The following is a 25,772-nucleotide window of genomic DNA, read 5'->3' on the forward strand; positions in this document are numbered from 1 at the left end:
TTTTCCAACCGGAACAAGCTGTTACTGTACCGATCATAAAGCCCAAGCCGCCTGGATCGGATCTCTGACTTGAAGCGTCCCCTCCTTCTACTAATAAGTCTGGCCTTGAGCTTTGCAGCGAACGCGACGATCACCGAGAGCCACGGTTATGCGCAGTTCGGCACACTCAAGTACCCGGCCAAATTCACCCATTACGATTGGGTAAACCCTGCAGCGCCCAAAGGCGGCACATTGCGGGTGATGGCGTTTGGCACCTTCGATACACTCAATCCCTACACCTTCAAGGGCACAAGCCCGGTTGCCACCGGCAATTTCCTGCAATACGGTGTCAATGAGCTGAACGAACCCTTGATGGTCGGCACCGGCCAATACGCGCCATCCGGCGACGAGCCCACCTCCAGCTACGGCCTGATTGCCCAGTCAGTGGAATACAGCGAAGACCGCAGCTGGGTGGTCTTCAACTTGCGCCCCGAGGCGCGCTTTCACGATGACAAGCCGATCACTGCCGATGATGTGGCATTTTCCTATCGCACCCTGCTGACCGAAGGCCACCCGCAATACCGCACCAGCCTGCAGGAAGTGGCGCGGGTCGATATCCTCAACCGCCACCGCATCCGCTTTGTATTCAAGCGTGCCGGCAACCCCTTGCTGATCCTGCGCCTGGGCGAGCTGCCGGTGCTGCCCATGCACTACTGGAAGAACCGCGATTTCAAGGCCACTACCTTCGAGCCGCCGCTGGGCAGCGGGCCTTATCGCATCACCAAGGTCGCCCCTGGCCGGCAACTGGTGTTCGAGCGGGTCAAGGACTACTGGGGCAAGGACCTGCCGGTCAACCGCGGCTTCTATAACTACGACAAAGTCGACGTGGAGTTCTATCGCGACAGCGACGTGGCCTTTGAAGCCTTCAAGGCCGGCGAATTCGACATCTATATCGAACACCAGGCCAAGAACTGGGCCACGGGCTACAACTTCCCGGCGGTCAATCGCGGTGACGTGATCAAGGCGCAGATTGCCCACCAGATCCCCACCCAGAGCCAGGGGTTGTTCATGAACACCCGGCGTCCCGCGTTCAGCCAGGCCAAGGTGCGCGAAGCCTTGGGTTTGATGTTCGATTTCGAATGGACCAACCGCACCCTGTTCAGCAACGCCTATAAGCGTTCGGTGAGCTATTACCCCAACAGCGAGTTTTCGGCCAGCGGCCTGCCGACCGGGCATGAGTGGTTGATGCTTTCCCCTTACCGCGACCAATTGCCAGCCGCCCTCTTCACCCAACCCTTCAACCTGTCGCAAACCGACGGTCGCGGCATCCCCCGCGACACCCTGCGCCGCGCCCTGGCCTTGCTCGGCGACGCCGGCTGGAAGCTGTCGGGACAAGGGCAACGCCTGCTCAACAAGGACGGGCAACCGCTGCGCCTGGAGATTCTGTTGGTCAACCCGAACCTTGAGCGCATCCTGCAACCTTATGTCGAAAATTTGACCCGCATCGGCATCGACGCCCGCTTGCGCACGGTCGACCGTGCACAGTACAAACAGCGCCTCGATCAATTCGATTTCGACATGATTCTGATGACCCTCAACCAGACCTTAAGCCCCGGTCTTGAGCAGTGGCAGTACTTCCACTCCAGCCAGGCCGCGATCAAGGGCAGCAAGAATTACGCGGGTATCGCCAACCCGGTGGTCGATCACTTGCTGGACCAACTGCTGGCGGCGCAGACCCGCGAAGAACAACTGGCCGCCGGCCGTGCCCTGGACCGTGTGCTGCTGTGGCAGCACTACAGCATTCCCAACTGGTACCTCAACTATCATCGCCTGGCGTACCGCAACCGGTTCGCCTTCGTCACCACGCCGCCCTATAGCCTGGGCCTGAGCGCGTGGTGGCTGAAAGCTTCGGAGAAAGCCCAATGATGTCTTTGCGTACTACCGTGCTAGCCAGCCTGTTGCTGTGCACTGCGGCCCAAGCCGCCCCGCAACATGCGCTGACCCTCTACAACGAGCCACCCAAGTACCCCGCCGACTTCAAGCATTTTGACTACGTAAACCCCGACGCCCCCAAGGGCGGCACCTTCCGTGAATCGGCCATGGGCGGTTTCGACAGTCTCAACCTTTACATCAGCAAGGGCGTGCCGGCGGACAACCTGCAGTTGATCTACGACACCCTGGCCATGCAAAGCCTGGATGAGCCCATTACCGAATACGGCCTGGTGGCCGGCAAGATCGAAAAGGCCCCGGACAACAGTTGGGTGCGTTTCTACCTGCGTCCCGAAGCACGCTTCCACGACGGCCACCCGATCCGCGCCGAAGACGTGGTGTTCACCTTCCAGACCCTGATCAAGGACGGCAACCCGCTGTACCGCAACTACTACGCCGACGTCGATGAAGTGGTGGCCGAGGACCCGCTGCGTGTGCTGTTCAAGTTCAAGCGCACCAACAACCGTGAATTGCCGCTGATCCTCGGGCAGTTGCCGGTACTGCCCAAGCACTGGTGGGCGACCCGCGATTTTTCCAAGGGCAACCTGGAAATCCCCCTGGGCAGCGGGCCGTACCAGGTGGCCGAGGTCAAGCCCGGACGCATGATCCGCTACGAGCGGGTCAAGGACTACTGGGCCAAGGACCTGCCGGTGACCAAGGGCTTCTACAATTTCGATACCCGCATCACCGACTACTACCGCGACAGTACCGTGTCCCTGGAGGCCTTGAAGGCCGGGCAGTTCGACTACTGGCTGGAGTTCAGCGCGAAGAACTGGGCCAATGCCTACAATATTCCGGCAGTGACCCAGGGCCGCTTGATCAAGGAAGAAATTCCCAACGGCAACCCAACCGGCATGCAGGGCTTCGTGTTCAACACACGCAAGCCGATGTTCCAGGATGTAAGGGTGCGCAAGGCCATCAGCCTGTTGCTGGATTTCGAATGGAGCAACAAGCAGCTGTTCAATGGCGCCTACACCCGCACGCGCAGCTACTTTGAAAATTCGGAAATGGCCGCCACCGGTTTACCCGGCCCGGATGAGCTGGCGATCCTTGAACCGTTGCGCGACAAGATCCCTGCCGAAGTCTTCACCCAGGCTTTCGAGCCGTCCAAAACCGACGGCAGCGGCATGATCCGCACCCAGCAGCGCGAGGCCTACCAACTGTTGCAAGAGGCCGGTTGGAAGATCGTCGACGACAAGATGGTCGACACCACCGGCAAGCCGGTGACCATCGAGTTCCTGCTGGCCCAGACCGAGTTCGAACGCATCCTGCTGCCGTTCAAGCGCAACCTGGCGGACCTGGGCATCGACCTGGTGATTCGTCGGGTGGATGTCTCGCAGTTCATCAACCGCCTGCGCTCGCGGGACTTCGACATGCTGGTGGGCAGTTTTCCGCAATCCACTTCACCGGGTAACGAACAGCGCGAATTCTGGAAATCCTCCAGCGCCGACAAGCCCGGCAGCCGCAACTACATGGGCCTCAAGGACCCCGCCGTCGACCAACTGGTGGAAGAGTTGATCGACGCCGGCTCGCGCCAGAGCCTGATAGCCCACGCCAGGGCCCTGGATCGCGTACTCCAGTTTGGTTACTACGTAATTCCCAACTGGCACATCAAGACCTTCCGCGTGGCGTACTGGGACCATTTGGGCCATCCGAAGGTCTCACCACGCTACGACGTGGGCACGGCCACCTGGTGGGCCAAGCCCGACGTCAAACCGGCGGTCTCCCTGGACACCACGCAAAACGCCGATACGGCGAGCGGAGGCGATTGAATGCTGGCTTATATTGTTCGCCGCCTGTTGCTGATCATCCCCACGCTGTTCGGGATCTTGCTGATCAACTTCGTCATCATCCAGGCCGCCCCCGGGGGCCCGGTGGAGCAGATGATCGCCAAGCTCGAAGGTTTTGACGGCGCTACCAGCCGCATCGCCGGTGGCGGTGCCGAAGTCGCGGTGGCCGGTTCCAGCTACCGTGGCGCCCAGGGCCTGGACCCGGCGCTGATCCAGGAAATCGAAAAGATGTACGGCTTTGACAAGTCGGCGCCGGAACGTTTGTGGATCATGGTCAAGAACTACGCCCAGCTGGATTTCGGCGATAGCTTCTTCCGTGACGCCAAGGTCATCGACCTGATCAAGGAAAAGATGCCGGTGTCCATCTCCCTCGGGCTATGGAGCACCCTGATCATGTACCTGGTATCGATCCCCCTGGGGATCGCCAAGGCTACACGCCACGGCAGCCACTTCGATGTGTGGACCAGCTCGGCGATCATCGTCGGCTATGCGATCCCGGCGTTCCTGTTTGCGATCCTGCTGATCGTGGTGTTTGCCGGAGGCAGCTACCTGGACTGGTTCCCGTTGCGCGGCCTGACCTCCAACAACTTCGATGAGTTGAGTTGGAGCGGCAAGATCCTCGATTACTTCTGGCACCTGGCCCTGCCCGTCACCGCGCTGGTGATCGGTAACTTCGCGACCATGACCCTGCTGACCAAGAACAGCTTCCTCGACGAGATCAACAAACAGTACGTGGTCACTGCCAAGGCCAAGGGCCTGACCAACCACCGCGTGCTCTATGGCCATGTGTTCCGCAACGCCATGCTGCTGGTGATCGCCGGTTTCCCTTCGGCCTTCATCGGCATCTTCTTTACCGGCTCGTTGCTGGTGGAAGTGATCTTCTCCCTCGACGGCCTGGGCCTGATGAGCTTTGAGGCGGCGATCAACCGCGATTACCCGGTAGTGTTCGGCACGCTGTTTATCTTCACCTTGCTGGGGCTGGTCGTGAAACTGATCGGCGACCTCACCTACACCCTGGTCGATCCGCGTATCGACTTCGCCAGCCGGGAGCATTGAGATGAACCTGTCCCCCCTCAATCGCCGCCGGTTCGAGCGGTTCAAGACCAACAAGCGTGGCTGGTGGTCGCTGTGGCTGTTTCTGGTGCTGTTCGTGCTGAGCCTGGGCGCCGAGTTGATCGCCAACGACAAGCCCCTGGCGGTGCACTTCGACGGCGGCTGGTACTTCCCGGCGCTCAAGCGCTACCCGGAGACCACCTTCGGCGGCGAGTTCCCCCTGGAAGCCAACTACAAGAGCCCGTACATCCAGGAGCTGCTCAAGGCCAAGGACGCCTGGACCTTGTGGGCACCGATTCCGTTCAGCTACCAGAGCATCAATTACGACCTGAAAGTACCCGCCCCCGCGCCCCCTTCGAGCATCAACCTGCTGGGCACCGATGATCAGGGCCGTGATGTGCTGGCGCGAGTGATCTATGGCTTTCGCGTGTCGGTGCTGTTTGCCCTGACCCTGACCATACTGAGCTCGATCATCGGCGTCATTGCCGGCGCCTTGCAGGGCTTTTATGGCGGTTGGGTCGACCTGGCCGGGCAACGTTTCCTGGAGATCTGGTCCGGCTTGCCGGTGCTCTACCTGCTGATCATCCTGGCCAGCTTTGTGCAGCCGAACTTCTGGTGGCTGCTGGGGATCATGCTGCTGTTTTCGTGGATGAGCCTGGTAGACGTGGTGCGTGCCGAGTTCCTGCGTGGGCGCAACCTCGAATACGTGCGTGCGGCACGGGCGTTGGGCATGCAGAACGGCGCGATCATGTTCCGCCATATCCTGCCCAATGCGATGGTCTCGACCATGACCTTCCTGCCCTTCATCCTCACCGGCGCCATCGGCACCCTGACCGCCCTGGATTTCCTCGGCTTCGGGCTGCCGGCAGGTTCGCCGTCGCTGGGTGAGCTGGTGGCCCAGGGCAAATCCAACCTGCAAGCGCCGTGGCTGGGCATGAGTGCCTTCGCGGTGCTGGCGATCATGTTGAGTTTGCTGGTATTTATCGGCGAGTCCGCTCGCGATGCGTTCGACCCGAGGAAATGAGATGACTCAGGACAATCTGATCGAAATCCGCGACCTGAGTGTCGAGTTCGTCACGGGCGAGCATCACCATCGCGTGGTCAATCACGTCAGCTTCGACATCAAGCGTGGCGAAACCCTGGCGTTGGTGGGTGAAAGCGGTTCCGGCAAATCGGTGACGGCCCATTCGATCCTGCGCCTGCTGCCCTACCCGTTGGCAAGGCACCCGTCCGGCACCATCGAATATGCCGGGCAGGACCTGCTGACCCTGAAAGAAAAAACCCTGCGGCATATTCGCGGCAACCGTATTGCAATGATCTTCCAGGAGCCGATGACCTCGTTGAACCCGCTGCATTGCATCGAGAAGCAGATCAACGAAGTACTCGGCCTGCACAAGGGCCTCACCGGCAAGGTCGCCACCCAGCGCACTCTGGAGTTGCTGGAGCTGGTGGGCATCCCCGAGCCGCACAAGCGCCTCAAGGCCCTGCCCCACGAATTGTCCGGCGGCCAGCGCCAGCGGGTGATGATCGCCATGGCCCTGGCCAACGAGCCGGAACTGCTGATTGCCGATGAGCCGACCACGGCCCTCGACGTCACTGTGCAGTTGAAGATCCTCGAACTACTAAAGGAGTTGCAGGCCCGGCTGGGCATGGCGCTGCTGCTGATCAGCCACGACCTCAACCTGGTGCGACGCATCGCCCACCGCGTGTGCGTGATGCAGCAGGGCTGCATCGTCGAGCAGGCCGATTGCGAGACGCTGTTCCAGTCACCCCAGCATCCCTACACCCAGGAGTTGCTGGCGGCGGAGCCTAGCGGTGGGCCGGCCAACAACGCGGTAGGGCCAGCGTTGTTGGAAGTCGACGACCTGAAAGTCTGGTTTCCGATCAAGAAAGGTTTCTTGCGCAACACCGTCGACTACGTCAAGGCCGTGGACGGGATCAACTTCAGCCTGCCCCAGGGGCAGACCCTTGGCATTGTGGGTGAAAGCGGCTCGGGCAAGTCCACCCTGGGGCTGGCCATCTTGCGCTTGATCGCCAGCCAAGGCGGGATTCGCTTCGAAGGCCAGCAACTGGACAAGCTCAGCCAGCAACAGGTGCGCCCATTGCGCCGGGAAATGCAGGTGGTGTTCCAGGATCCGTTCGGCAGCCTGAGCCCACGCATGTGCGTCAGCGAGATCGTCGGCGAGGGCCTGCGCATCCACAAGATGGGCACGCCTGCCGAGCAGGAAGCAGCGATCATCGCGGCGCTCAAGGAGGTGGGCCTGGACCCCGAATCCCGCCATCGTTACCCCCATGAATTCTCCGGTGGCCAGCGCCAGCGCATCGCCATCGCCCGCGCTCTGGTGCTCAAGCCGCGCCTGATCCTGCTGGACGAACCCACCTCGGCCCTGGACCGCACGGTACAACGCCAGGTGGTGGAATTGCTGCGCAGCCTGCAGGCCAAGTACAACCTGACCTACCTGTTTATCAGCCATGACCTGGCGGTGGTGAAGGCGCTGAGTCACCAGTTGATGGTGGTCAAGCAAGGCCAGGTGGTGGAGCAAGGCGACGCGCGAGGTATTTTTGCTGACCCGCAGCACGCGTATACCCGCCAGTTGCTCAAGGCAGCCTTTCTAGTACCTGCGTGACGGAACGTGGGGCGAAATGTGAGAGGGGCTTGCCCCCGATGGCGGCCTGACAGCGAGCGGGAAGTTGGATCAGACCGAGTACATATCCATTCCTGCGGTAACGGCCACTTAGGGTTCCGCTCTTGCAGCGGCGCGCTTTTGCTTTTCTGTGGAAGCGGGCTTGCCCGCGAAGAACTGGAGGGCGCCGCGTTCTTTCTGATTTCCCGCGTCATCGTTAACGACCTTCGCGGGCAAGCCCGCTCCCACAGGGGGACGCGCACGCTTCAACGATCAGGTCGTGTGTGTAATGATTACCCCTCGATCTCTCAAGGGATGGAGCCACCGCCATGTCGATGAACACTACTGCCCGCCCCGAGCATGCGCCGCGCTTCTGGCGTGACGAACGCTTGCCGTTCATCGAGGCGCGGACCATCGCCGACGGGCGCAAGGTTACCTACACCCGACATGCCCACGAGCATTTTTCCATTGGCGCGATCACCACCGGGCGCAGTTATTACCACTACGGCGCCCAGACCTTCGAGATCAACGCCGGCACGGTGGTGCTGATGAACCCAGGCGATGTGCATGCGTGCAACCCTATCCATGACCAGCCCTGGTCCTATCACATGCTGTACCTCGACACGCCGTGGCTGACCGACCTGCAATACCAGCTGGGTTTCAGCACCGAGCAGGGTTACCGGCCTTTCGATACGCCCCACACTCGTGACACGCGGCTGTACCTCGGCTTGTTGGATCTGTACCGGATACTCCTGGATGAACAGGCCGAACTGCTGCAAAAACAGAGTGCGCTGGTGAGCTATTTCACCGAGGTGCAACAGCGCCTGAATCCGTCGCTGACGCCAGTGCGTGAGGTCAACCACAAGCTGGAACGTGCCGCCGAGTACATCCGCGCCCACTGTACCCTGGCGTTGAGACTCGAAGACATTTGCCAGGCGGCCGAGCTGTCGCCGTCCTATCTGATCCGCGCATTCAAGCAGTATTACGGGTTGACGCCCCACGCGTTCATGGTCAACCGGCGCATCCAGTTTGCCCGCAGCCAGTTGCGCAATGGCGCACTGATTGCCGACGTCGCCCTGGCCGCAGGCTTTGCCGACCAGGCGCATTTCCAGCGCACCTTCAAACAGCACTTCGCCGCCACGCCGGGGCAGTACCGCGAAAACCTCAAGCCATCAGCAAATAACCCACACTGGCCACCAGCAACCCGGCCATTGAGCGGTTGAACAGGCGCACGCCCCGGGGGTTGCTCAAGTAGCGGCGCAAAAATGTCCCGGCATACGCCCAGCACGCCACCGACAGGTAGCAGATCACCAGGTACAGCGCCGCAAACAACCACACCTGCCCAGCGTCGCCATCAGCCGCAAACAACCCCATGCCTGCCACACAGGCCAGCCAGGCCTTCGGGTTGAGCCACTGCATGATTGCCCCGTACAGCATCGACGGCGCGGTTGCCGTACCGTCGGCGTCCAGGCGACCATCGTCCACCGCCAGCTTCCAGGCCATGTACAGCAGGAAGGCGACCCCGCCCCACTGAATCAGCTGGGTCAGGACCGGCCAGCGCACCAGCACTTCATGCAGGCCCAGGCCGATCAGCACCAGCAACAAGGTGAAGCCGACGGCGGCGCCGAACACATGCTTCTGGCTGGCGGCAAAACCGAAGCGCGCGCCGCTGCTCAGGGCGACGACATTGACCGGCCCTGGGGTGATGGAGGTGGCGAGGGCGAAAGCGGCCATGGAAATGATCAAGCTCATTGCAGTTCCTTCTTGTGATGCCAAACGAGGTTGAGATCACGGTAACGCGCGCAACGATCAAGGTATTGAACAAAATGCCCCTTTGCCCTGCTCCATACCCACTGCTGGAATTGACATTCAGCGCTGGGCAGGAATACGAATATCACCGTCTCGGCACTGGCTTTTCACACTGCGCGGGCAACCGGCAAACGCCAGGTCCTTGGTCAGGCACACGCGCACCTCCGAGAGCACCTTGCCCTTGCAGATCACCGCCAGCCCGTGGTTGCCCATGCGTGGGTTGCTCTCGCGAAACAGCGCCTCGATCTCCTGTGCCGGCAGCGATGGCGGTGTATTGAACGGCTGCAGCTGTTGCGGGATGACCACCACGCCAAGCGCCGTGTCTGTCCTTTGCAGATACTCCAGCGGCTCGAGCCCGCTGCAGGTGCCGTGCTTGGCCCACTCATGCTTGAGCAACGCGCGGGTCGGAAACAGCGTTGCGCCCTTGTCCATCTCCTCGTCGCTCAGGCGCGACTGCGGCGCACACGAGGCCGGCCAACCACCCCGTGCGTATTGCGGCCACAAGCCGTGCAGCACAAACCCATAGCCCTTGCCCGAACACTGCTCATTGCCTGGGTGCGTCAGGCAAAACGTCGGCGACCACGACAGTGACAGCACATAAAAATCAAACTCCCCCGCTTGCCCTTGGTTGCGCGACGCCGCCGTTGCACCTGTAGCGATCAGCAGCCACAACACCATCCAGTATTTCATCCCGGTATTCCTTTGAAAAAAATGAAGCCTCACGCTATTGCAACGGCTAGGGATGCTGGGAGTAACGCTGTAGCACCTTGTCCAGGATGATATCGGTCTTCAACGCCTCGATCGCCAGCGACGGATGCTCGGCCTCCCCGCGGATATGGGCGTTCATGTTCAGTACGTGGTGCCACTGGATATGGGCATGGCATGGCACTTCCAATACTTCGGTGGTCTCGCCTTCAAGGTGTAGTGGCTGGTCCTCGAACACTGAGAACTGGATGCGCCCCTCGCTGCCGATCAACTCGACACGATCCTCACGACGGTCCGCCACGAAGTTCCAGCAGCCCATGCCCAATGCGCCGCTGGAAAAGGTCCAGCACGCGGTTACCGCATCTTCTGCCGCATAGCGTCCGGCCTGTCGTGCGGTATAGCCCGAGACCTCGACGATATCGCCAGCCAGGTACTGGAAAAGATCGAAGCCGTGGCTGGCCAGGTCGGCGAAATAGCCGCCACCGGCAATCGCCGGATCAGTGCGCCAATTGGCGGCGTTGCTGTCAGCCGCAGCGGCCGGCTTGCACAGGGTCCAGGTCAGGTGGCGCAATGCACCGATACGACCTTCCTGCAACCAGGTACGCACTTGCTGGAAGCGCGGCAACGAGCGCCGGTAATAGGAAACAAACAGATGCAGCCCGGCGCGTTCGAAGGTGCGCTGCATTAACGCACTCTGTTCGGCATTCAGCGACATGGGTTTTTCGACGCAACAATGCTTGCCGGCCGCCGCCACCATCAAGCTGTATTCAAGGTGGCTGTCGGGCGGCGTGGCGATGTATACCGCATCCACTTCGGGGTCATCGATCAGTGCCTGGGCGTCGGTGTAGAAACGCGCTATACCGTGCCGCGCCGCATAATCGCGCACTGCATCGAGACGCCGCCCCATCACCGCCACCAGTGCCGAACCTGGCGCTTTATAGAAAGCCGGTCCACTCTTCAACTCAGTGACATTGCCACAGCCGATCATGCCCCAGCGTATGGTCTTCATTTAATGTCCTCGCTCGTATTCGTCAAACCGGCAGTATCCACATACAGGCCCCGGCACGCCATAACCACCTAGCATGACAATTGCATTACACTTTTATGACATTGATCGCACTGCGGGAGGTACAGGCATTGAAAATACGTGCAACGGTCATTTGCGCACATGAGGAGCATATTCTCTTCGTGCGCAAAGCCCGGTCCAAATGGGCGTTGCCAGGCGGCAAGGTCGAGCCCGACGAGCGTCCGGTCGGCGCGGCGGAACGCGAGTTGGAAGAAGAAACCGGATTAAACGTGGACGGCTTGCTGTATTTACAGGAACTCAAGACCCGCGACACCCTGCACCATGTGTTCGAGGCCTCGGTGGTGAATATCGACCAGGCACGGCCATGCAATGAGATCGTGGACTGCCAGTGGTACGCCTATGGGGCCCTGGACGAACTGGATACCACCGATGCCACCCGCCACATCGTCAAATCCTTCCTGCGTCGTCTCTGACGCCAGATGAAATGTTCTGAAATTCAATCCCCAGCTCAAATCGCAGGCAAAAAAAATCCCAAGTAGCTGATGGAAACTTGGGATTTAAAAATGCATAAACCGTGGGAGGTGAACGCCCGGCTATAGTAGCGACTGTAAAAACCTGCAACAACATTATTTTAATCCTTTCGTCGGATTATATATTGCGTAAGTCATTCAATAACCACATGTTTTTTAAGGTAACGAAGAATATGAGCGCCACTTTTTGGTGCAAGTATCGGAGATACTCCTAGAACAATCCCGCTTATAAAAAAGGGTTATTAATCAATGTGACATCGCCCGCTTGAACAACTGCTCGCTCAGTTGCGTGCACGTTTGGCGAAGCTCGTCGTTACGGGATGAGGTCCCACCCGCGACCCGTTCCAGGTGACGGCACAGCGCGAGGCGTTCGGCGGCCTCTTCACGCTGGCGATCTGCCTTGGCGTTGATTTGAACGAAATAGAACCCCAATAGCACCGCGACGCACAGCACGCCAACCGCGAGATAAAGCAGGCTGTTGGACGCTGACGGCTGCGGCGCATCCATGGCCTACCGCGCCCTGCCCTTTTCATAACGAACGTCGTCGCCCTCGACACGGCCCACGACGGACCAGCCCAGGCGCTGGTAGAAGCCATTGGCGCGGATGTCATCGCGCCCGTCGGTGACCAGGTACAGCCTGTCATGGTGTTCAAACAATGCCGCCTCGGCCAACGCCATCAGCCGGCGCCCGAGCCCAAGGTTTTCATGGGTGGGCAGCACGAACATCGCAAACACTTCGCCTTCGGCCAGGTCAACCATGGAAAACCCGGCTGCCTGGCCATCGACCTCCGCGATCCAGGCGCAGGGAGCCGCACTCAGGGTATCGACCAATACCTGTGGAGTAATGCCAAGGTCGGCCATCTGCTTAAGGCTCAGATGGTTTTGCGCCACCGAGGTGCGGATAGCACACAGCGTGTCAACGTCATCGGCTGTCGCCGCTCGAATAAGCACTTGCATACGGGCCTCCATAAAGAAGTACGGGATTGTATGCAAATACCTACATGGAGTTGTCGTGGATTTGTAAGCACCAGTGCGTGGCACTCGCTTATTTACGCGCCACCTTATACCGCAAACAATCCTGATAAAAGCTCTTGCGAATCGCCTCCGGCTTAAGCCTTGAACGACTGTCATAGGTCTGTTCGGTAATGCCCATGGCCATCATGCGCATCCACGATTTATTGAACTTGATGCTTTGGATCTTCTGCCGAGCGGCGTACAGCGACACCCCCGACAACTTGAGTTCCTGGGCCCTGGCGGCAGTGCCCGCGCCCCAGCTGCACATGTACTTGTCGCCCTCGCGCAATTCCCGGGCCTGCACGGTAGCCGCGCCGCCGGCCAGGGAGCAGGCAATCAGCATCATTCCCACAGTGCGCATTTGCATCCTCGCCTAACCACCTGAAAATAAAAGCGATTTTGGCGAGGATTTAGTTACAAAGGGGCCACTAAATTGCCTTACTGTGCGAACTTCAGGCAGCCGTCGCAGGCGCGGCCCATGTCAGGGCTTGAGCTCAAACAACGCCGGCATCGGCGGCCACTCCGAAGGCACTTTGCGGAAGTGGCTGAACCCGGCCGCTTGCGCCATCTGGCGGGCACGCTTCTCACCCATGAACGCTCCCAGCCCTGCGCCGCCATGGGACAGCGAGCAGGTCATGCAATAGAGGGTGCTCTGCGGGTACATGACCCGGCCGAACAGGTTCATGTTCTCGTGCAGCTCTTCGGAAAGGTTGAGTTCGACCATCAGGTAGGTGCCGTCTGCGGCCGTGGCTGCGCGCAGGTCCTTGAGCATTTGCTGGGGGTCGGTGGCGTCGTGGATCACCACGAAGGTGGTCACGAAGTCGAATTGCTGGCCGCGCAGCGCATCGGAATCGTTCACCTCGAATTGCACCCGGTCGCCCACACCGGCCGCCTCGGCGTTGGCCCGCGCCAACTCGATGGAGGGCAAGTGGAAGTCGCAGCCGACAATCCGCGCCTCGGGGTAGGCCTTGGCCATGGTGATCGCCGCCAGGCCGGCGCCGCAGCCGAAGTCGAGGACACTGCCGCCGGTCTTGAGTTTCTCTTCGACGCCGTCCAGGGAAGGGATCCAGTGCTGCACCAGGTAGTGCTTGTACCAGGGCATGGTCATGCGCTCCATGCCTTTCCAGGTCTCCAGCGGGAACGCCTCCTCGGCGCAGCCGCCGCCATTACGGAACGCCTCGATGACCTTGGGTGCCATGCTCACGAACGGCACGCTCAACTGGATGATGCCGCCGGCGAAATACGGCGAGTCTTCATCGGCGAGCACCGGCACAAATTCGGCGGGCATCTGGTAACGGCGGGTGGGCGCGTCGTAGGTCACATAGCTGCCGGTGACCATGCTGCCCAGCCATTCGCGCAGGTAACGGGCGTTGTAGCCGGTCTTTTGTGCCAGCTCCTCCAGGGTCACCGCCTCGCCGTCGGCCAGAGCCTTGAACAAGCCGAGCTGGTCGCCGATATAGAGCATGGCGCCGCGCAGGGTGTTGCCGTAGTCCTCCATGATGCGCGCCGAAAACTGTTGAACCTTGGCTTTATCAACTGCCGTAACGTTTGACATCTGTCGCTCCTTGATAAGTCTGTTGGGTGATCACTGCTTAGCGGGCCGTCAGTTTGGACAGCACGTTGTCGACGATACGGTCGGACATCCCCAGGTGGGTCCTGGGCTCGAACAGCCGAGCCAGTGCGCCGGTGTCCATGGCGGCAACCACCCGCGCATCGGCCTCGATCGCAGTGCGGATCGACACGTGATTGCGCTGGCTCGCCTGGGACACTTCAAAGATGATTTCGTAGGCACTGCTCTTGCCCAGCTTGCGCGCCATTTCGAACACCACCGCTTCGGTGCAAATGGCATCGCCGTAGGCGTGGGCGGTGCATTCCATCTTCTGCACGTTCACGGTGAGCCCGTCGATGGTGTCGGTGAGGATCGACAGCGCCATCAGCGCATAGTGGGAAACGTCCGCGACCGCACACCACTCCAGGCGGGTGCCGCGGTAATCGCGCTCGTGTTCGAGGATCATCGCGTCCAGCGCGAGCATGACCTGGGCCTTGGCCAAGCGCGCCAGCACCACCACCTGCTCGCAGCCTTCCGGGTTACGCTTGTGCGGCATGGTGCTGCTGCCGATCTGCTGGTCGCTCCAGCCCACTTCCACTTCAGCGATTTCCCAACGATTGAGCGTACGGATCTCATCGGCCACCCGAGCCAACGAGGCCGTGACCATGGCCAGGGTGCTGACGAACTCCGCGACACGGTCACGGGACACGTGCCAGCCGGTCAGGGGCACTTGCAAGGACAAGCGCTCGGCAAAACGCTCCAGCATCGGTATCGCCTCCGGTCCGAACGCCGCCATGGTGCCGACCCCGCCGAACAGTTGCACCACCAGCACGCGCTGGCGTGCCTCGGCCAGGCGCTGGCGATGGCGCAGCAGCTCGTCAATCCAGCCGGCGACCTTGAGTCCGAAAGTGGTCGGCAACGCCGGGATCGAGTGGGTCCTGGCGACCATCAGCGAATCACGGTGCGCATCGGCCAGCGTCGACAATTTGCCCAGCAAGGTTTCCAGGGCCTGGTCCATGGCGTCGAGGACGTCGCGCATTTCCAGGGACTGGGCGGTGTCCTGGATGTCCTGGGTGGTGGCGCCGTAGTGCACGTATTCGCGGGCACTCGGGCTGCAGTTCTTTTGCAGGGCGCTGAGCAATGGCATCAGCGAATGCCCGGTGGCCGCCACGCCCTCGGCCAACTGGCGCACATTGATGCCCGACAGCAACGCGGCTTTTTCGATGTCCAGGGCCGCCTCACGCGGAATGATATTGACATCGGCCTGGGCCATGGCCAGTGCGGCTTCAACATCCAGCCAGCGTTGCAGGCGGCAATGGCTGCAGAAGATCTTGCGGCTCTGCGGGCCGGCATAGCCTGAACCGTGGGTTTTCGAGTCGAGGATGTGGCTGTGTTCATGCCGGCATTGTTCGCCGTCATGACCCAGGCCCGGGTGTTCCGAACGTGCGGTGCAAGACGCACGGGCTGCCATTTCCAACGTTTGCGAATCCATCACATACCCTCCATCACGTGCTGAGACCGACTGGGATTGCCTTGGGTTGATAGCTGCAGTTCAAGACCATCGTTTGAAGACCGGGGCATTGCTTTATTCGCCACCAGCTCGACCATCTCGGCTGCCAGCCCGGTGTAGGCCGCCGGGTCAAGCAGGTCGTCCAGCACTTGGCGACTGAAACAGCCGTGCAGGCGCGAGTCGCTGAGCAGGGCTTCGCGAAAAGGACGATCCTCGGCCTGGGCCTGCTGGGCTATTTCGTGGACCATCTGATGAGCCGTCTGCTTGCCGAACCGTGGCGCCAGCGCGAGCATGATGCGCTCCGACAGGATCAGCCCGCCGAGCATGTCGAGGTTGCTGCGCATGCGCGTTTCGCGCACGTCCAGCCCGGCCAGCAGCACACCCTCCATACGGGCGAGCAAGGCACCGGCGTAGATAAACAGCTCCGGCAAGGCCGCCCATTCAATGCGCCACGCGGTGCCGTCGCGCTCATGCAACTGGAACGCCGCATCAGTCAGCGCAAGCATCTGCGCGCGCACCAGCCGCGACAGCGCACTGATCAGGTCCACCGTCGACGGGTTCTGCTTGTGGGGCATGGTGCTGCTCCCCACCTGCCCTGCCCGGCGGCCTTCACGCACTTCATCGATTTCGGTGCGTTGCAGGTGGTAGATCTCATTGGCGACGCGGCCCAGGGTCCCCGACGCCTGAACCAGCAGCCACGCCGCCTCCAGGATACGGTCGCGGGCGCTGTGCCAACTGCTCAACGGTGCCGCCAGGCCGAGGCGTTCCAGGGTCTGGCGTTGCACTTCCAGGCCCTGCGGGCCAAGCGCCGCCAGGGTGCCCACGGCACCGGTCAGGTTGCCCACCATTACCCGGGCATACGCCTCGTCAAAGCGCTCGAGGTGGCGATCGATCTCATCGACCCACACCGCGACCTTGTAGCCAAACGTGGTGGGCAATGCTTGTTGCCCATGGGTGCGGGCGACCATCGGCGTGTGCTTGTGCCGCAGGGCGAGTGTGAGCAAATGCCCACGGATTGCGCGCAAGCGCTGCAACACCAGGCCCCAGGCTTCGCGGACCTGCAGGATCAGCCCGGTGTCGAGAATGTCCTGGGTGGTCACACCGTAATGCACGTACTCACCCCAGCCATCGGCGCACAAGGCCTCGAGGGCGCGAAGGGTCGGCACCAGGATATGCCCGGTCTCCATGCTCTGGCGCCCCAGGGCGTCGAGGTCCAGCAGTTCCACACTGGCCACCCGGGCGATTTCCCGCGCAGCTTCGTGAGGGATGATGCCCATCTGCGCCTGGGTGGCCGCCAGCGCTGTTTCTACATCGAGCCACTTCTGCACCTGACTGGCATCAGAGAAGATTGCGGCAAATTCCGGGGACGAGTAAGCGCCCCCGTGGATACGGGATTCAGTGATATGACTCGGCATGTCGGGTTACTCGCGTTGTCCTAAGGTGGGCTACTTCACGCGCTGCATTGCTTCCCAGACCGCGTCGTAATAGGCCCGCTCCAGCCGGAAGTGCTCGGCCAGGGACGTGAGGAATGCATTCTGGAAGCCCAGGTCCGGGATACGCCGTGCAATCAGTGCCCATTCACGCTTGGCCCGTGGCGGCACCAGGCTGATATGCACTTCGTAGTACTCCGCGTCGTCCTGGCTCAAGCCTGCATTGCGCAAGGCGTTGTACAACTTGCCGTGGTTGCCGGGCACCACCAGCTCGGTGATGTAGAACACCGCCAAGCCCCAGCCGACATCGGGGTTGCGGAAACAGCGGGCACGGTTGTTCAGGTAGGCGATTTCCTCGGGCATCGTCGAGATGGCTTCGAAATCCGCAGCCAGGCCTATGGCGGCCAGGAGCTTGGCCAACAGCCGCGGATGGGAGCGCTGTTCGTCCTCTTCGCCAAGCTCACCGTAGAGATAACGACCAAGGGCGGCCGCCTCGTCAACATCGGTCAGGTTGACCAACAGGTCGGCGGCATCCCGGTACAGGCGATAGGTGCGGAACCATTGGTGGCGCAGGAACACCTGCAGTTGCTCGCGGGACGCCTTGCCCTCGAACACATACTGCGACATCGGGTGGTTTTCCCGTGACTGCGCGGCAATCTGCTCTTCCAGGCGTTGCTGGAACGCGGCCTCGGACAACGGCGAGGCCAGGTCCGCAGACGGCATGAAACGCTCTTGCACGCTATAGATGGCATTGGCCAGCCAGCGTCGGGTCGAGGCGGTGGCGACGTCATCGCTCAGCGACAGGATGTACAGCAATTGCTGGCACTGCGCCGCGTTCGCGGCATCGCCGCGCTGGCCCGACTCACACAGGGCACGCAGCATATTGGCGGCAATTTCGATGCGATTGAACGTCGCATCCGGCTTCAGCGCTTCGGCCAACAGACGGGCTTCGGCGGTGTGGATATTCTGCAATTGCGGCTGCGAGAAATTACGTGGGCTCATCATGTGCTCCATTATTGTTGTTTTAGGATCGCCGGGCGGTTCAGGCAGGCAGGCGCTGCGCCTGCATCTGCTGCCACAAGCTGTCGAAATAGGCCTTGTTGATTTCGAAGTGACGCTTGAGCGCGCGCATGAACGTACGCTGAAAGCCCTCGTCGCTGGCGAACTTGGCAATCAGCGCCCACATTTCCTCGGTGTCGATCTCATCCTGGGTGCCGTGCAGGCGGTGGAATTCGCTGGGCTGCTCTGGTACGTCGAGGCGCTGCAACAGCTCGTAGATGCGCCGATGGTTGACGCAACTGACAGACTCCACCGCATAGAGCAGCGCAAGGCCCCAGGCGACATCGGTGTGGCGCACGCAGCGAATGCGATTATTCAGGTAGGCTTTTTCCAGGGGATGCAACGCGGGAAAGTCGATGGCCAGCGGAATATCGAAATACTCCATCAGATGGGCCAGCATCGCCGGGTGCGAACGCTGCGGAGTCTCGGCCCCCGCTTCACCGTAAAGGTTGCGGTAGAACACCGAGGCATCCTCGATGGCCTCGAAGCGAAAGGCCAGCTCGGCCAGCAGGCTGTAGAAGTTGTAGGAGCGGGTCCAGTGGTGTTCCAGGAAGAAACGCACGTCTTGCACAGGCGGCGTACCTTGGAACAGGTGCACCGACATGGGGTGGTTGACCCGGCTGCGAGCGGCGATTTCAGCGTCGACCAACTGGCGGAACTCATCCACCGGCAACGCGGTGAAGCCCGGCAGGTCGGCGGCGAACTCATCTTCGACGCGGTAGACCTCACTGGCCATCCAACGGCGGGTCGGCTCAGTGCGTGGATCGCCCGGAATGTGCAGTTGCAGCAGGGCTGCCTGGTAGTGGGCGTAGGCATCGGCATCCCCCGACAAGCCTTGCCGGGTCAGCGCGAGCAGGGCTTCCAGCGCGCGGGTGACCTGGGCGTAGTGGGCGCCGGGTTCCAGGGCATTGACCATCAGCGTCGAGGCCGTGGTGAACCGATCGGAATCCGAGCGTTGTTGCAGGGCAGCAGTATCCATTGATAACCCCTTGATTCTTGTTTTTGTGATTTGGCGTACTCGGAAAAAAGCCTAAAGGTTCCCCTAGTGGCAAGGTCAATACCTGTAGGAAATTTCTTTTTGATGGTCATTTTCTTTATGTGTGGAGATCAAAATGTGGGAGGGGGCTTGCCCCCGATTGCAGTGGGTCAGTGTCAGATGTGCTGACTGACCCGCCTATATCGGGAGCAAGCCCCCTCCCACATTTGCACTGCCGTGCTGTGTTTTTGCTCGGCTGTGGCTAACGCAGCGCCGCAGCCCCACTGCAAGCCTGCCCCGCCTGTTCACAAACCTGCCAGCCACCGCCCAGCGCCTTGTAGATCCCCACCACCGCCAAGCGCTGCTGGGTGCGCGCCGCCGTTAACGCACGGCGGCTGGTGAAGTCGGCACGTTCGGCCTCAAGCACATCCAGATACATGCCCTCGCCTTCGGCAAATCGCGTGCGCGCAAACCTGGCCGCCTCGCGGTTGGCCGCGGCCTCCAGCAGCCGCAGGCCCAAGGTGCTGCCTGCGGCACTGTTGGCCTGGAAGGCATCGTCGGTTTCCTGCAGGGCACGCAATACGGTCTGGTCGTAGGCGATCAACGCCGCCTGGGTACGCGCTTCGCTGGCGGCGATCCGTGCGCGCACGCGCCCGGTGTCCAGCAGCGACCAGCGAATCACCGGGGCGATAAAGTTCGACTGCATGCCTGCATCGCCCAGGGAGCCGAGGCTTCCGGCCAGTAGCCCGATGGAGCCCTGCACCTGGATATCCGGATACAAACCAGCGGTTTCTACACCTATTTGTGCAGTCTCAGCCGCCAGGGTGCGTTCGGCCGCGGCAATATCGGCGCGCCGGGCCAACAAGCCGGCCGGGTCGCCCACTTGCAGGGTGCGCAGGCTCAAAGTCTCACGACCGGGCCTTGCCAGCTGCGGCTTGAACCCCTGCGGCGCCTGCCCCAGCAGCACCGCCAACGCGTTGGTGGAGGTTGCGCGACGCCGCTCAAGGTCGGGCGCCACGGCTTCGACATTGCGCAGCAAAGCCTCGGCACGCAGCCGGTCGAACTCGGTGGCAGCGCCGACACTGACCAGATGCTCCACCAGGCCCAGGCTGTCGCGCTGGCTCTGGCTGATGTCAGCGACCACCGCTTGTTCGGCTTCGATTCCTTGCAGTTCGAACCAGGTGGCGGCAACGGTGGCCGCGACGCTCGCCTGCACACTGCGCAGCAGCGCCTGGCGTGACCCGGCCTGGGCCTGCGCCACCTCAACCGAACGTCGCACGCGGCCAAACAGGTCGATTTCCCAGGCCGCATCCAGGGCCGCACGGGTGGTTTCAATGGAGCGCTGCTCGCCGGAGGGAGTCTCGACTTCACTGCGCCGTCGATGCTCATAACCGAGGGCGGCACCGCCGCTGGGCAAGAACCCTTGGCGGCTTTCGCGCAGCATCGCCTTGGCTTCGTCCAGGCGCGTGGCGGCGATGCCAATATCGTGGTTGGCCGCCAACGCCTGCTGGATCAACTGGCTGAGTGCCGGCTCGTCGAACACCTGCCACCACTGTGCCTCGACCTCGCCGGTACCGAGACCGGCGACGGGCGCATCGAAGCTCGCCGGGCGCTGCGCGGCAGGCAACACAGGGGCGGAATAATCAGGCCCCACCGAGGCGCAGCCGGCTATCAGCAGCAACGGCAATAGCAACGCCGGATAAGACAGTCTCATGATGCACCCTCCTCCAACTGCAACTTCGAACTCGAACCCTGACGCTCCACGCGCAGCGCCAGGTTGCGCATCGCCACGTAGAACACCGGCGTGAGGAACAGGCCGAACAGCGTCACCCCGAGCATGCCGGCAAACACCGCGACGCCCATGGCATGGCGCATCTCGGCCCCGGCGCCGCTGGCAAATACCAGCGGCACCACACCGGCGATGAACGCAAGCGACGTCATCAGGATCGGCCGCAAGCGCAGTTGGCAGGCGTGGATAACCGCCTCCAACGGGCTGGCGCCCTCGGCTTCGAGACTGCGGGCAAACTCGACAATCAGAATGGCGTTCTTCGCCGCCAGCCCGACCAGCACCACCAGCCCGATCTGCACGAACACATTGTTGTCACCCTCCACCAGCCACACGCCGATGATCGCGCTGAGCAGGCACATGGGCACGATCAGCAAGACCGCCAGCGGCAGCAGCCAGCTGTTGTACTGCGCCGCGAGGATCAGATAAGCGAGCAACACACACAGCGGGAAAATGAACAGCGCCGACGACCCGGCGAGCTTTTGCTGGTAGGTCAAGTCCGTCCATTCATAGGTCACGCCTTCGGGCAGAGCCTCCTGCGCCAGGCGTTCCATCAGTGCGACGGCCTGGCCTGAGCTGACGCCCGGCATCGCCCCACCGGAGATATCCGCCGAGGGGTAGCCGTTGTAGTGAATCACACGGTCAGGGCCCGAACCCGGGGTGACGGTGACAAACGCCGACAACGGCAGCATGTCCCCGGCCGCATTGCGCACTTGCAGGCGGCCAATGGCCTCGGCCTGCATGCGGTGGTCCGCATCGGCCTGGGCGGTGACCTTGTAGGTGCGGCCGAAACGATTGAAGTCGTTGACATACAGCGAACCGAGGTAGACCTGCAGTGACTCGAACACATCCGCCAGGCGCACACCCTGGCTCTTGACCTGGGTGCGGTCGATATCGACATTCAGCTGCGGCGCGTTGACGTCCAGGCTGGTCATCAAGCCGGCGACCTGACCCGACTCGGTGGCTTTGGTCATCAGCACCTGGGTTTGCTGCACCAACGCCTCAAGCCCTACTCCGCCACGGTCCTCGACCTGCAGCTTGAAACCACCGGTGACGCCAAGGCCAGGCACCGGTGGCGGCGGGAACACGCCGAGGAAACCGTCGGGAATGCTCGCGAACTTGGCTTGCAGGCGCCCGGCGATGGCGACCGCGGCCATGTCCGGCGAGGTTCGCTCCTTGAACGGATCGAGCATCACGAACATCACCGCCGCATTGGGTACGTTGACGAAGCCGTTGACCGACAGTCCCGGGAACGCCACCACGCTTTCCACTCCCGGTTCGTCCAAGGCGATTTTCGACATTTGCCGCACCACCGCATCGGTACGATCCAGCGAGGCCGAGTTGGGCAATTGGGCAATGCCGACCAGGTAGTATTTGTCTTGCATCGGCACAAAACCCGCCGGCACAGCGTTGAAGCCGAACCAGGTCAGCGCGAGTAATCCGCAATAGGCCACCAGCGCCACGCCGCGACGGCCGACAACCTTGCGCACCGTGCTGCCATACGCCTGTGGCGCACGCTGGAACGGCCGGCCCAGCACCTCCAGCAGGCGCACCGCGCGACCGCGCAGGCTGCGCGGGTCATGCACCACGGCGGCACCTCGTGGGCGCAGCAACAGGCCGGCCAACGCCGGGCTGAGGGTCAACGAGTTGACCGCCGAGAGGATCGTCGAAATCGCGATGGTCAGCGCAAACTGCCGGTAGAACTCACCTTGCAATCCACTGAGGAACGCCGTGGGGATGAACACTGCAGCCAGCACCGAGGTAATCGCAATGATGGGGCCGGTGACCTCGCCCATCGCACGCCGCGCAGCTTGCGTGGGCTCCTCGCCGTTCTCGATATGCCGCTCGACGTTCTCGACCACCACGATGGCATCGTCGACCACAATGCCGATCGACAGCACCAGGCCGAACAACGATAAGGTATTCAGGGAAAAGCCCATCAGGTGCATGACCGCGAAGGTGCCGATGATCGATACCGGCACGGCCATCAACGGGATCAGCGACGCGCGCCAGTTGCGCAGGAACACCACCACCACGATGACCACCAGCAGGATCGCTTCCATCAGGGTGATGGCGACTGACTCCAGCGAAGCGCGCACAAACACCGTCGGGTCATAGGCAATCCGCGACACCAGCCCTTCAGGGAAGTTGGCCTGCAGGCGCTGCATGGTATCGCGCACTGCCTGCGCCACATCGAGGGCGTTGGCCCCCGGGCTCTGGATGATCTGCAAGGCCACCGCCGGCTCGCCGTCCAACAGGCTGCGCAGCGCGTAGGCATCGGCGCCCATTTCGATACGGGCCACATCACGCAGGCGCGTGACCTGGCCGTTATCGCCGGTGCGGATGATGATATCGCCAAATTGCTCTTCGTCCGTCAGGCGCCCAAGGGTATTGACCGTGACTTGGAAGGCCGCGCTGGAATCCGGTGCCTGGCCGACCGAGCCGGCCGCCACTTGCACGTTCTGCTCGCGCACCGCGGCAATCACATCGCCGGCGGTCAAGCCACGGGCGGCGATCAGGTCCGGGTCGAGCCACAAGCGCATGCTGTATTCGCCCGCGCCCCATACCAGCACGTCGTTGATCCCCGGCAGGCGCGACAGCTCATCACGCACCTGGAGATAGGCATAGTTGGAGATGTACAGCGGGTCATAACGTTTGTCGGGGGACAGCAGGTGGACCACCATGAGGATGTCCGGCGAGGTCTTTTGCGTGACCACGCCCAGGCGCTGCACCTCCTCGGGCAAGCGCGGCAAGGCCCGCGACACACGGTTCTGCACCTGGATCTGCGCCATGTCGGCGTTGGTGCCTTGGGCGAAGGTCGCGGTCAGGATCATGCGGCCATCGGTGGCCGACTGCGAGGTCATGTACAGCATGCCCTCGACCCCGGTGATCACCTGCTCCAATGGCGCCGCCACCGTCTCGGCGATCACCTGCGGGTTGGCCCCGGGATAGGACGCGGTGACCTGCACCGTGGGCGGCGTGACCGCGGGGTATTCGCTCAACGGCAGATGAAAGAAGGCCACGATGCCGCCGATCATCATCAACACCGACAGGACAATGGCGAAAATCGGCCGATCAATGAAAAAGCGTGGGAAGCTCATTGCACGCCCCCCACGGTCAGTGGCGCCTCAAGCGGCTTGCCCTCGATGCTGGCGGCCAGTGGCGTCACCTGCATACCGGGGCGCACCAGGCCCTTGACGACAATGCGTTCGCCCGGTTGCAGGCCCTGTTCGATGACTCGCAGGCCGTCGACCACCGGACCCAATTCCACCGGGCGGTATTCGGTCTTGTCGCCCTCACCGACCACCAGCACATAGCGGCGGCCCTGGTCGGTGCCGATGGATTGGTCGGCGATCAACACCCGCGGTTGCGCCGCGCCGGTGTCCAGCTTGACCTTGGCGAACAGCCCGGGGGTCAGGCGCCCATCCGGGTTGTCGACCACCGCCCGCACGCGCACGGTGCCGGTCTTGCGGTCGGCCGCATTGGCCAGGAAGTCCACCCGCCCGGCCCGTGCATAGGTCGTATCGTTGAGCATGGCCACCATGACCTTGGCGGCTTTTTCGCCCTTGGACCCGGCATGTTCCCGCGTCGCGGCAAGCGAGTGCAGGTACGTGCGCTCGTCGACATCGAAATACACATGCAACGGATCGATGGAGACGATAGTCGTCAACGCCGTCACCCCTTGCGTCACGTAGTTGCCTTCGGTAACGAGGGCGCGGTCGATGCGGCCGCTGATGGGCGCGGTGACACGGGTATAGCCCAGGTCCAGTTGTGCCGCATCCAGTGCCGCCCTCGCCGCCTCGACCTGGGCCCTGCCGGCATTCAACGAAGCAATGGCGGTGTCGAGACGATCACGCGCCACCACCTTCTTGGCGAACAGTTGCTCGGCTCGCCCGTGCTCGGCCTGGGCCAGCACCGCATTGGCCTCGGCCTCGCGCAGACGTGCCTTGGCCGCATTCAGCGCCGCCTGGAACACCCGCGGGTCAATCACAAACAACGGGCTGCCCTTGGCCACGAACTGGCCCTCGGGCACGCTGACATTTTGCAGATAGCCGCTGACACGCGGGCGCAGTTCCACCTGATCGATGGCGGTCAACGAACCGGTGTACTCGACAAACGGCGTCACCGCCCGCGCAACCACCTCGGCCACCGGCACACCGGGCGGCTTGGCGGCCGCAGCCGGCGGCGCGTTATCTGTGCATCCGCCCAGCGTCAACACCACGGCCATTGCCCCGGTGATCAGGCTTATTGGTTTGGCGTACATCGTTCACCCTCCTTGGAATTTTCAAGACAAATCGACACTGGAGGTTTTTATCGGGCTTGCCACATTGGGAAGGTCAAGCGCTATAAAACCGGGAGGTGTGTTTTTGTCTGGAGGGTGTTTGGAGCGAGGGCTGGGTGTGCAGTTTGGGAGATCTCGGCCTTTAGGCGCTTTGTTGTGGAAGGGGGCGGTGCGACGATTCGACTTGCCCTCGATGAGCATGGGTATCTACACAACTCTGACGTGCGACCGTCAGTAACCACGATGCGAAGCGAGCCGCTCTTGATCTTGCTCTGCTTTTGATCTCAGGCGCCCCGTCAAACCACGCTGGCCGGAATTCGACAGGGATTTGGGGGGTAAACCGGCAGGGATGCCGGTTTAGCCGCCCCGCGCCATGGATGGCGCGTGGCGGCGGCCCCCCAAATCCCTGTCGGATTACGGGCACACCGAGCCTAGGCGAGGTGCCGAGTGGTGGGGCAAGAGCGTTTGGTTACTTTGCGCTTTTCAAAGTGACCCGCCGTAAGGGCGGAACCAATAGCGGCCGTCACCTAAACAATGGATATGTACTCGATCCAACCGAACATCCTGGTCGGCTGTGAGGCCTATATCGGGAGCAAGCCCCCTCCCACATTTGGACCGAGACCGTCAGTTAGATACTGGTCGGCTGTGAGGCCGCCATCG

21 protein-coding genes are annotated in these 25,772 nt (G+C 61.9%); 7 read left to right on the top strand and 14 right to left on the bottom strand.

The genetic code is table 11. From position 1 onward, the window contains the following. Positions 1-69: 69 nt before the first annotated feature. From TU73_RS04410 to TU73_RS04435, 6 genes are all read left to right on the top strand, one after another. Positions 70-1,905 (top strand): extracellular solute-binding protein, encoded by a 1,836-nt coding sequence (locus TU73_RS04410; RefSeq protein WP_057011158.1) that lies wholly within the window; start codon positions 70-72, stop codon positions 1,903-1,905. After that, positions 1,902-3,740, top strand: coding sequence for an extracellular solute-binding protein (locus tag TU73_RS04415; RefSeq protein ID WP_057011159.1), 1,839 nt, complete (start codon positions 1,902-1,904; stop codon positions 3,738-3,740). Before TU73_RS04410 ends, TU73_RS04415 begins: the two co-directional genes overlap by 4 nt. Continuing rightward, on the top strand, positions 3,741-4,814 hold the full coding sequence (locus tag TU73_RS04420; protein WP_046072314.1) for a microcin C ABC transporter permease YejB: 1,074 nt from the start codon (positions 3,741-3,743) through the stop codon (positions 4,812-4,814). A gap of 1 nt (position 4,815) precedes the next feature. Beyond that, on the top strand, positions 4,816-5,835 hold the full coding sequence (locus TU73_RS04425; RefSeq protein ID WP_057011160.1) for an ABC transporter permease: 1,020 nt from the start codon (positions 4,816-4,818) through the stop codon (positions 5,833-5,835). Position 5,836: 1 nt separating this feature from the next. Further along, positions 5,837-7,438, top strand: coding sequence for an ABC transporter ATP-binding protein (locus TU73_RS04430; RefSeq protein WP_057011161.1), 1,602 nt, complete (start codon positions 5,837-5,839; stop codon positions 7,436-7,438). Positions 7,439-7,764: 326 nt separating this feature from the next. Then, positions 7,765-8,658: a helix-turn-helix transcriptional regulator gene (locus tag TU73_RS04435; RefSeq protein WP_057011162.1), complete on the top strand. Its 894-nt coding sequence runs from the start codon at positions 7,765-7,767 to the stop codon at positions 8,656-8,658. Here the strand turns inward: TU73_RS04435 and TU73_RS04440 are convergent. From TU73_RS04440 to TU73_RS04450, 3 genes are all read right to left on the bottom strand, one after another. Beyond that, a complete protein-coding gene (locus TU73_RS04440) occupies positions 8,600-9,187 on the bottom strand; it encodes a LysE family translocator (RefSeq protein WP_057011163.1) in 588 nt (195 codons plus the stop codon). The two genes, TU73_RS04435 and TU73_RS04440, sit on opposite strands and share 59 nt — an antisense overlap. A gap of 117 nt (positions 9,188-9,304) precedes the next feature. Then, complete coding sequence (locus tag TU73_RS04445) at positions 9,305-9,934, bottom strand: ribonuclease T2 family protein (protein WP_057011164.1); 630 nt, start codon at positions 9,932-9,934, stop codon at positions 9,305-9,307. Between the two features lie 46 nt (positions 9,935-9,980). Next, entirely contained in the window at positions 9,981-10,958 is a 978-nt protein-coding gene (locus TU73_RS04450; RefSeq protein WP_057011165.1) for a Gfo/Idh/MocA family protein, read from the bottom strand. A gap of 128 nt (positions 10,959-11,086) precedes the next feature. Between TU73_RS04450 and TU73_RS04455 the strand changes: the two genes are divergently transcribed. Next, positions 11,087-11,449, top strand: a complete 363-nt coding sequence (locus TU73_RS04455; RefSeq protein WP_046072735.1) for an NUDIX hydrolase — start codon at positions 11,087-11,089, stop codon at positions 11,447-11,449. Positions 11,450-11,752: 303 nt separating this feature from the next. On the opposite strand, the gene TU73_RS04460 is transcribed toward TU73_RS04455, so the two are convergent. From TU73_RS04460 to TU73_RS04510, 11 genes are all read right to left on the bottom strand, one after another. Beyond that, positions 11,753-12,013, bottom strand: coding sequence for a hypothetical protein (locus tag TU73_RS04460; protein ID WP_057011166.1), 261 nt, complete (start codon positions 12,011-12,013; stop codon positions 11,753-11,755). A 3-nt stretch (positions 12,014-12,016) separates the two neighbouring features. Further along, a complete protein-coding gene (locus tag TU73_RS04465; RefSeq protein ID WP_057011167.1) occupies positions 12,017-12,463 on the bottom strand; it encodes a GNAT family N-acetyltransferase in 447 nt (148 codons plus the stop codon). A gap of 88 nt (positions 12,464-12,551) precedes the next feature. Then, on the bottom strand, positions 12,552-12,881 hold the full coding sequence (locus TU73_RS04470; RefSeq protein WP_057011325.1) for a hypothetical protein: 330 nt from the start codon (positions 12,879-12,881) through the stop codon (positions 12,552-12,554). 120 nt (positions 12,882-13,001) lie between these two features. Continuing rightward, a complete protein-coding gene (locus tag TU73_RS04475) occupies positions 13,002-14,075 on the bottom strand; it encodes a class I SAM-dependent methyltransferase (RefSeq protein WP_043051406.1) in 1,074 nt (357 codons plus the stop codon). A gap of 37 nt (positions 14,076-14,112) precedes the next feature. Continuing rightward, the gene (locus tag TU73_RS04480; protein ID WP_057011168.1) at positions 14,113-15,561 is read right to left on the bottom strand and encodes a class-II fumarase/aspartase family protein; all 1,449 of its coding nucleotides are present in this window, start codon (positions 15,559-15,561) and stop codon (positions 14,113-14,115) included. Continuing rightward, positions 15,561-16,994 (bottom strand): adenylosuccinate lyase, encoded by a 1,434-nt coding sequence (gene purB / locus TU73_RS04485; protein WP_057011169.1) that lies wholly within the window; start codon positions 16,992-16,994, stop codon positions 15,561-15,563. The genes TU73_RS04480 and purB overlap by 1 nt, the downstream gene beginning before the upstream one ends. A 30-nt stretch (positions 16,995-17,024) precedes the next feature. Further along, positions 17,025-18,011 carry an HOASN domain-containing protein gene (locus TU73_RS04490; protein ID WP_057011170.1) on the bottom strand — a complete coding sequence of 329 codons (987 nt, stop codon included), beginning with the start codon at positions 18,009-18,011 and terminating at the stop codon, positions 17,025-17,027. Between the two features lie 40 nt (positions 18,012-18,051). After that, positions 18,052-19,047, bottom strand: coding sequence for an HOASN domain-containing protein (locus tag TU73_RS04495; protein WP_057011171.1), 996 nt, complete (start codon positions 19,045-19,047; stop codon positions 18,052-18,054). A 259-nt stretch (positions 19,048-19,306) separates the two neighbouring features. After that, on the bottom strand, positions 19,307-20,758 hold the full coding sequence (locus tag TU73_RS04500) for an efflux transporter outer membrane subunit (RefSeq protein WP_057011172.1): 1,452 nt from the start codon (positions 20,756-20,758) through the stop codon (positions 19,307-19,309). After that, entirely contained in the window at positions 20,755-23,931 is a 3,177-nt protein-coding gene (locus TU73_RS04505; RefSeq protein ID WP_057011173.1) for an efflux RND transporter permease subunit, read from the bottom strand. Before TU73_RS04505 ends, TU73_RS04500 begins: the two co-directional genes overlap by 4 nt. Further along, entirely contained in the window at positions 23,928-25,094 is a 1,167-nt protein-coding gene (locus TU73_RS04510) for an efflux RND transporter periplasmic adaptor subunit (protein WP_057011174.1), read from the bottom strand. The genes TU73_RS04505 and TU73_RS04510 overlap by 4 nt, the downstream gene beginning before the upstream one ends. Positions 25,095-25,772 lie beyond the last annotated feature (678 nt).

The organism is Pseudomonas libanensis, from assembly GCF_001439685.1.
Classification (GTDB): Bacteria; Pseudomonadota; Gammaproteobacteria; order Pseudomonadales; family Pseudomonadaceae; genus Aquipseudomonas; species Aquipseudomonas libanensis.

What these genes read in the sequence shown, in the direction of transcription:
- TU73_RS04510 (WP_057011174.1), bottom strand. Translation starts at nt 25,094, where the DNA reads ATGTACGCCAAACCAATAAGCCTGATCACCGGGGCAATGGCCGTGGTG.
- TU73_RS04430 (WP_057011161.1), top strand. Translation starts at nt 5,837, where the DNA reads ATGACTCAGGACAATCTGATCGAAATCCGCGACCTGAGTGTCGAGTTC.
- TU73_RS04475 (WP_043051406.1), bottom strand. Translation starts at nt 14,075, where the DNA reads ATGTCAAACGTTACGGCAGTTGATAAAGCCAAGGTTCAACAGTTTTCG.
- TU73_RS04425 (WP_057011160.1), top strand. Translation starts at nt 4,816, where the DNA reads ATGAACCTGTCCCCCCTCAATCGCCGCCGGTTCGAGCGGTTCAAGACC.
- TU73_RS04445 (WP_057011164.1), bottom strand. Translation starts at nt 9,934, where the DNA reads ATGAAATACTGGATGGTGTTGTGGCTGCTGATCGCTACAGGTGCAACG.
- TU73_RS04415 (WP_057011159.1), top strand. Translation starts at nt 1,902, where the DNA reads ATGATGTCTTTGCGTACTACCGTGCTAGCCAGCCTGTTGCTGTGCACT.
- TU73_RS04505 (WP_057011173.1), bottom strand. Translation starts at nt 23,931, where the DNA reads ATGAGCTTCCCACGCTTTTTCATTGATCGGCCGATTTTCGCCATTGTC.
- TU73_RS04500 (WP_057011172.1), bottom strand. Translation starts at nt 20,758, where the DNA reads ATGAGACTGTCTTATCCGGCGTTGCTATTGCCGTTGCTGCTGATAGCC.
- TU73_RS04450 (WP_057011165.1), bottom strand. Translation starts at nt 10,958, where the DNA reads ATGAAGACCATACGCTGGGGCATGATCGGCTGTGGCAATGTCACTGAG.
- TU73_RS04490 (WP_057011170.1), bottom strand. Translation starts at nt 18,011, where the DNA reads ATGAGCCCACGTAATTTCTCGCAGCCGCAATTGCAGAATATCCACACC.
- TU73_RS04435 (WP_057011162.1), top strand. Translation starts at nt 7,765, where the DNA reads ATGTCGATGAACACTACTGCCCGCCCCGAGCATGCGCCGCGCTTCTGG.
- purB (WP_057011169.1), bottom strand. Translation starts at nt 16,994, where the DNA reads ATGCCGAGTCATATCACTGAATCCCGTATCCACGGGGGCGCTTACTCG.
- TU73_RS04480 (WP_057011168.1), bottom strand. Translation starts at nt 15,561, where the DNA reads ATGGATTCGCAAACGTTGGAAATGGCAGCCCGTGCGTCTTGCACCGCA.
- TU73_RS04470 (WP_057011325.1), bottom strand. Translation starts at nt 12,881, where the DNA reads ATGCGCACTGTGGGAATGATGCTGATTGCCTGCTCCCTGGCCGGCGGC.
- TU73_RS04420 (WP_046072314.1), top strand. Translation starts at nt 3,741, where the DNA reads ATGCTGGCTTATATTGTTCGCCGCCTGTTGCTGATCATCCCCACGCTG.
- TU73_RS04465 (WP_057011167.1), bottom strand. Translation starts at nt 12,463, where the DNA reads ATGCAAGTGCTTATTCGAGCGGCGACAGCCGATGACGTTGACACGCTG.
- TU73_RS04460 (WP_057011166.1), bottom strand. Translation starts at nt 12,013, where the DNA reads ATGGATGCGCCGCAGCCGTCAGCGTCCAACAGCCTGCTTTATCTCGCG.
- TU73_RS04440 (WP_057011163.1), bottom strand. Translation starts at nt 9,187, where the DNA reads ATGAGCTTGATCATTTCCATGGCCGCTTTCGCCCTCGCCACCTCCATC.
- TU73_RS04495 (WP_057011171.1), bottom strand. Translation starts at nt 19,047, where the DNA reads ATGGATACTGCTGCCCTGCAACAACGCTCGGATTCCGATCGGTTCACC.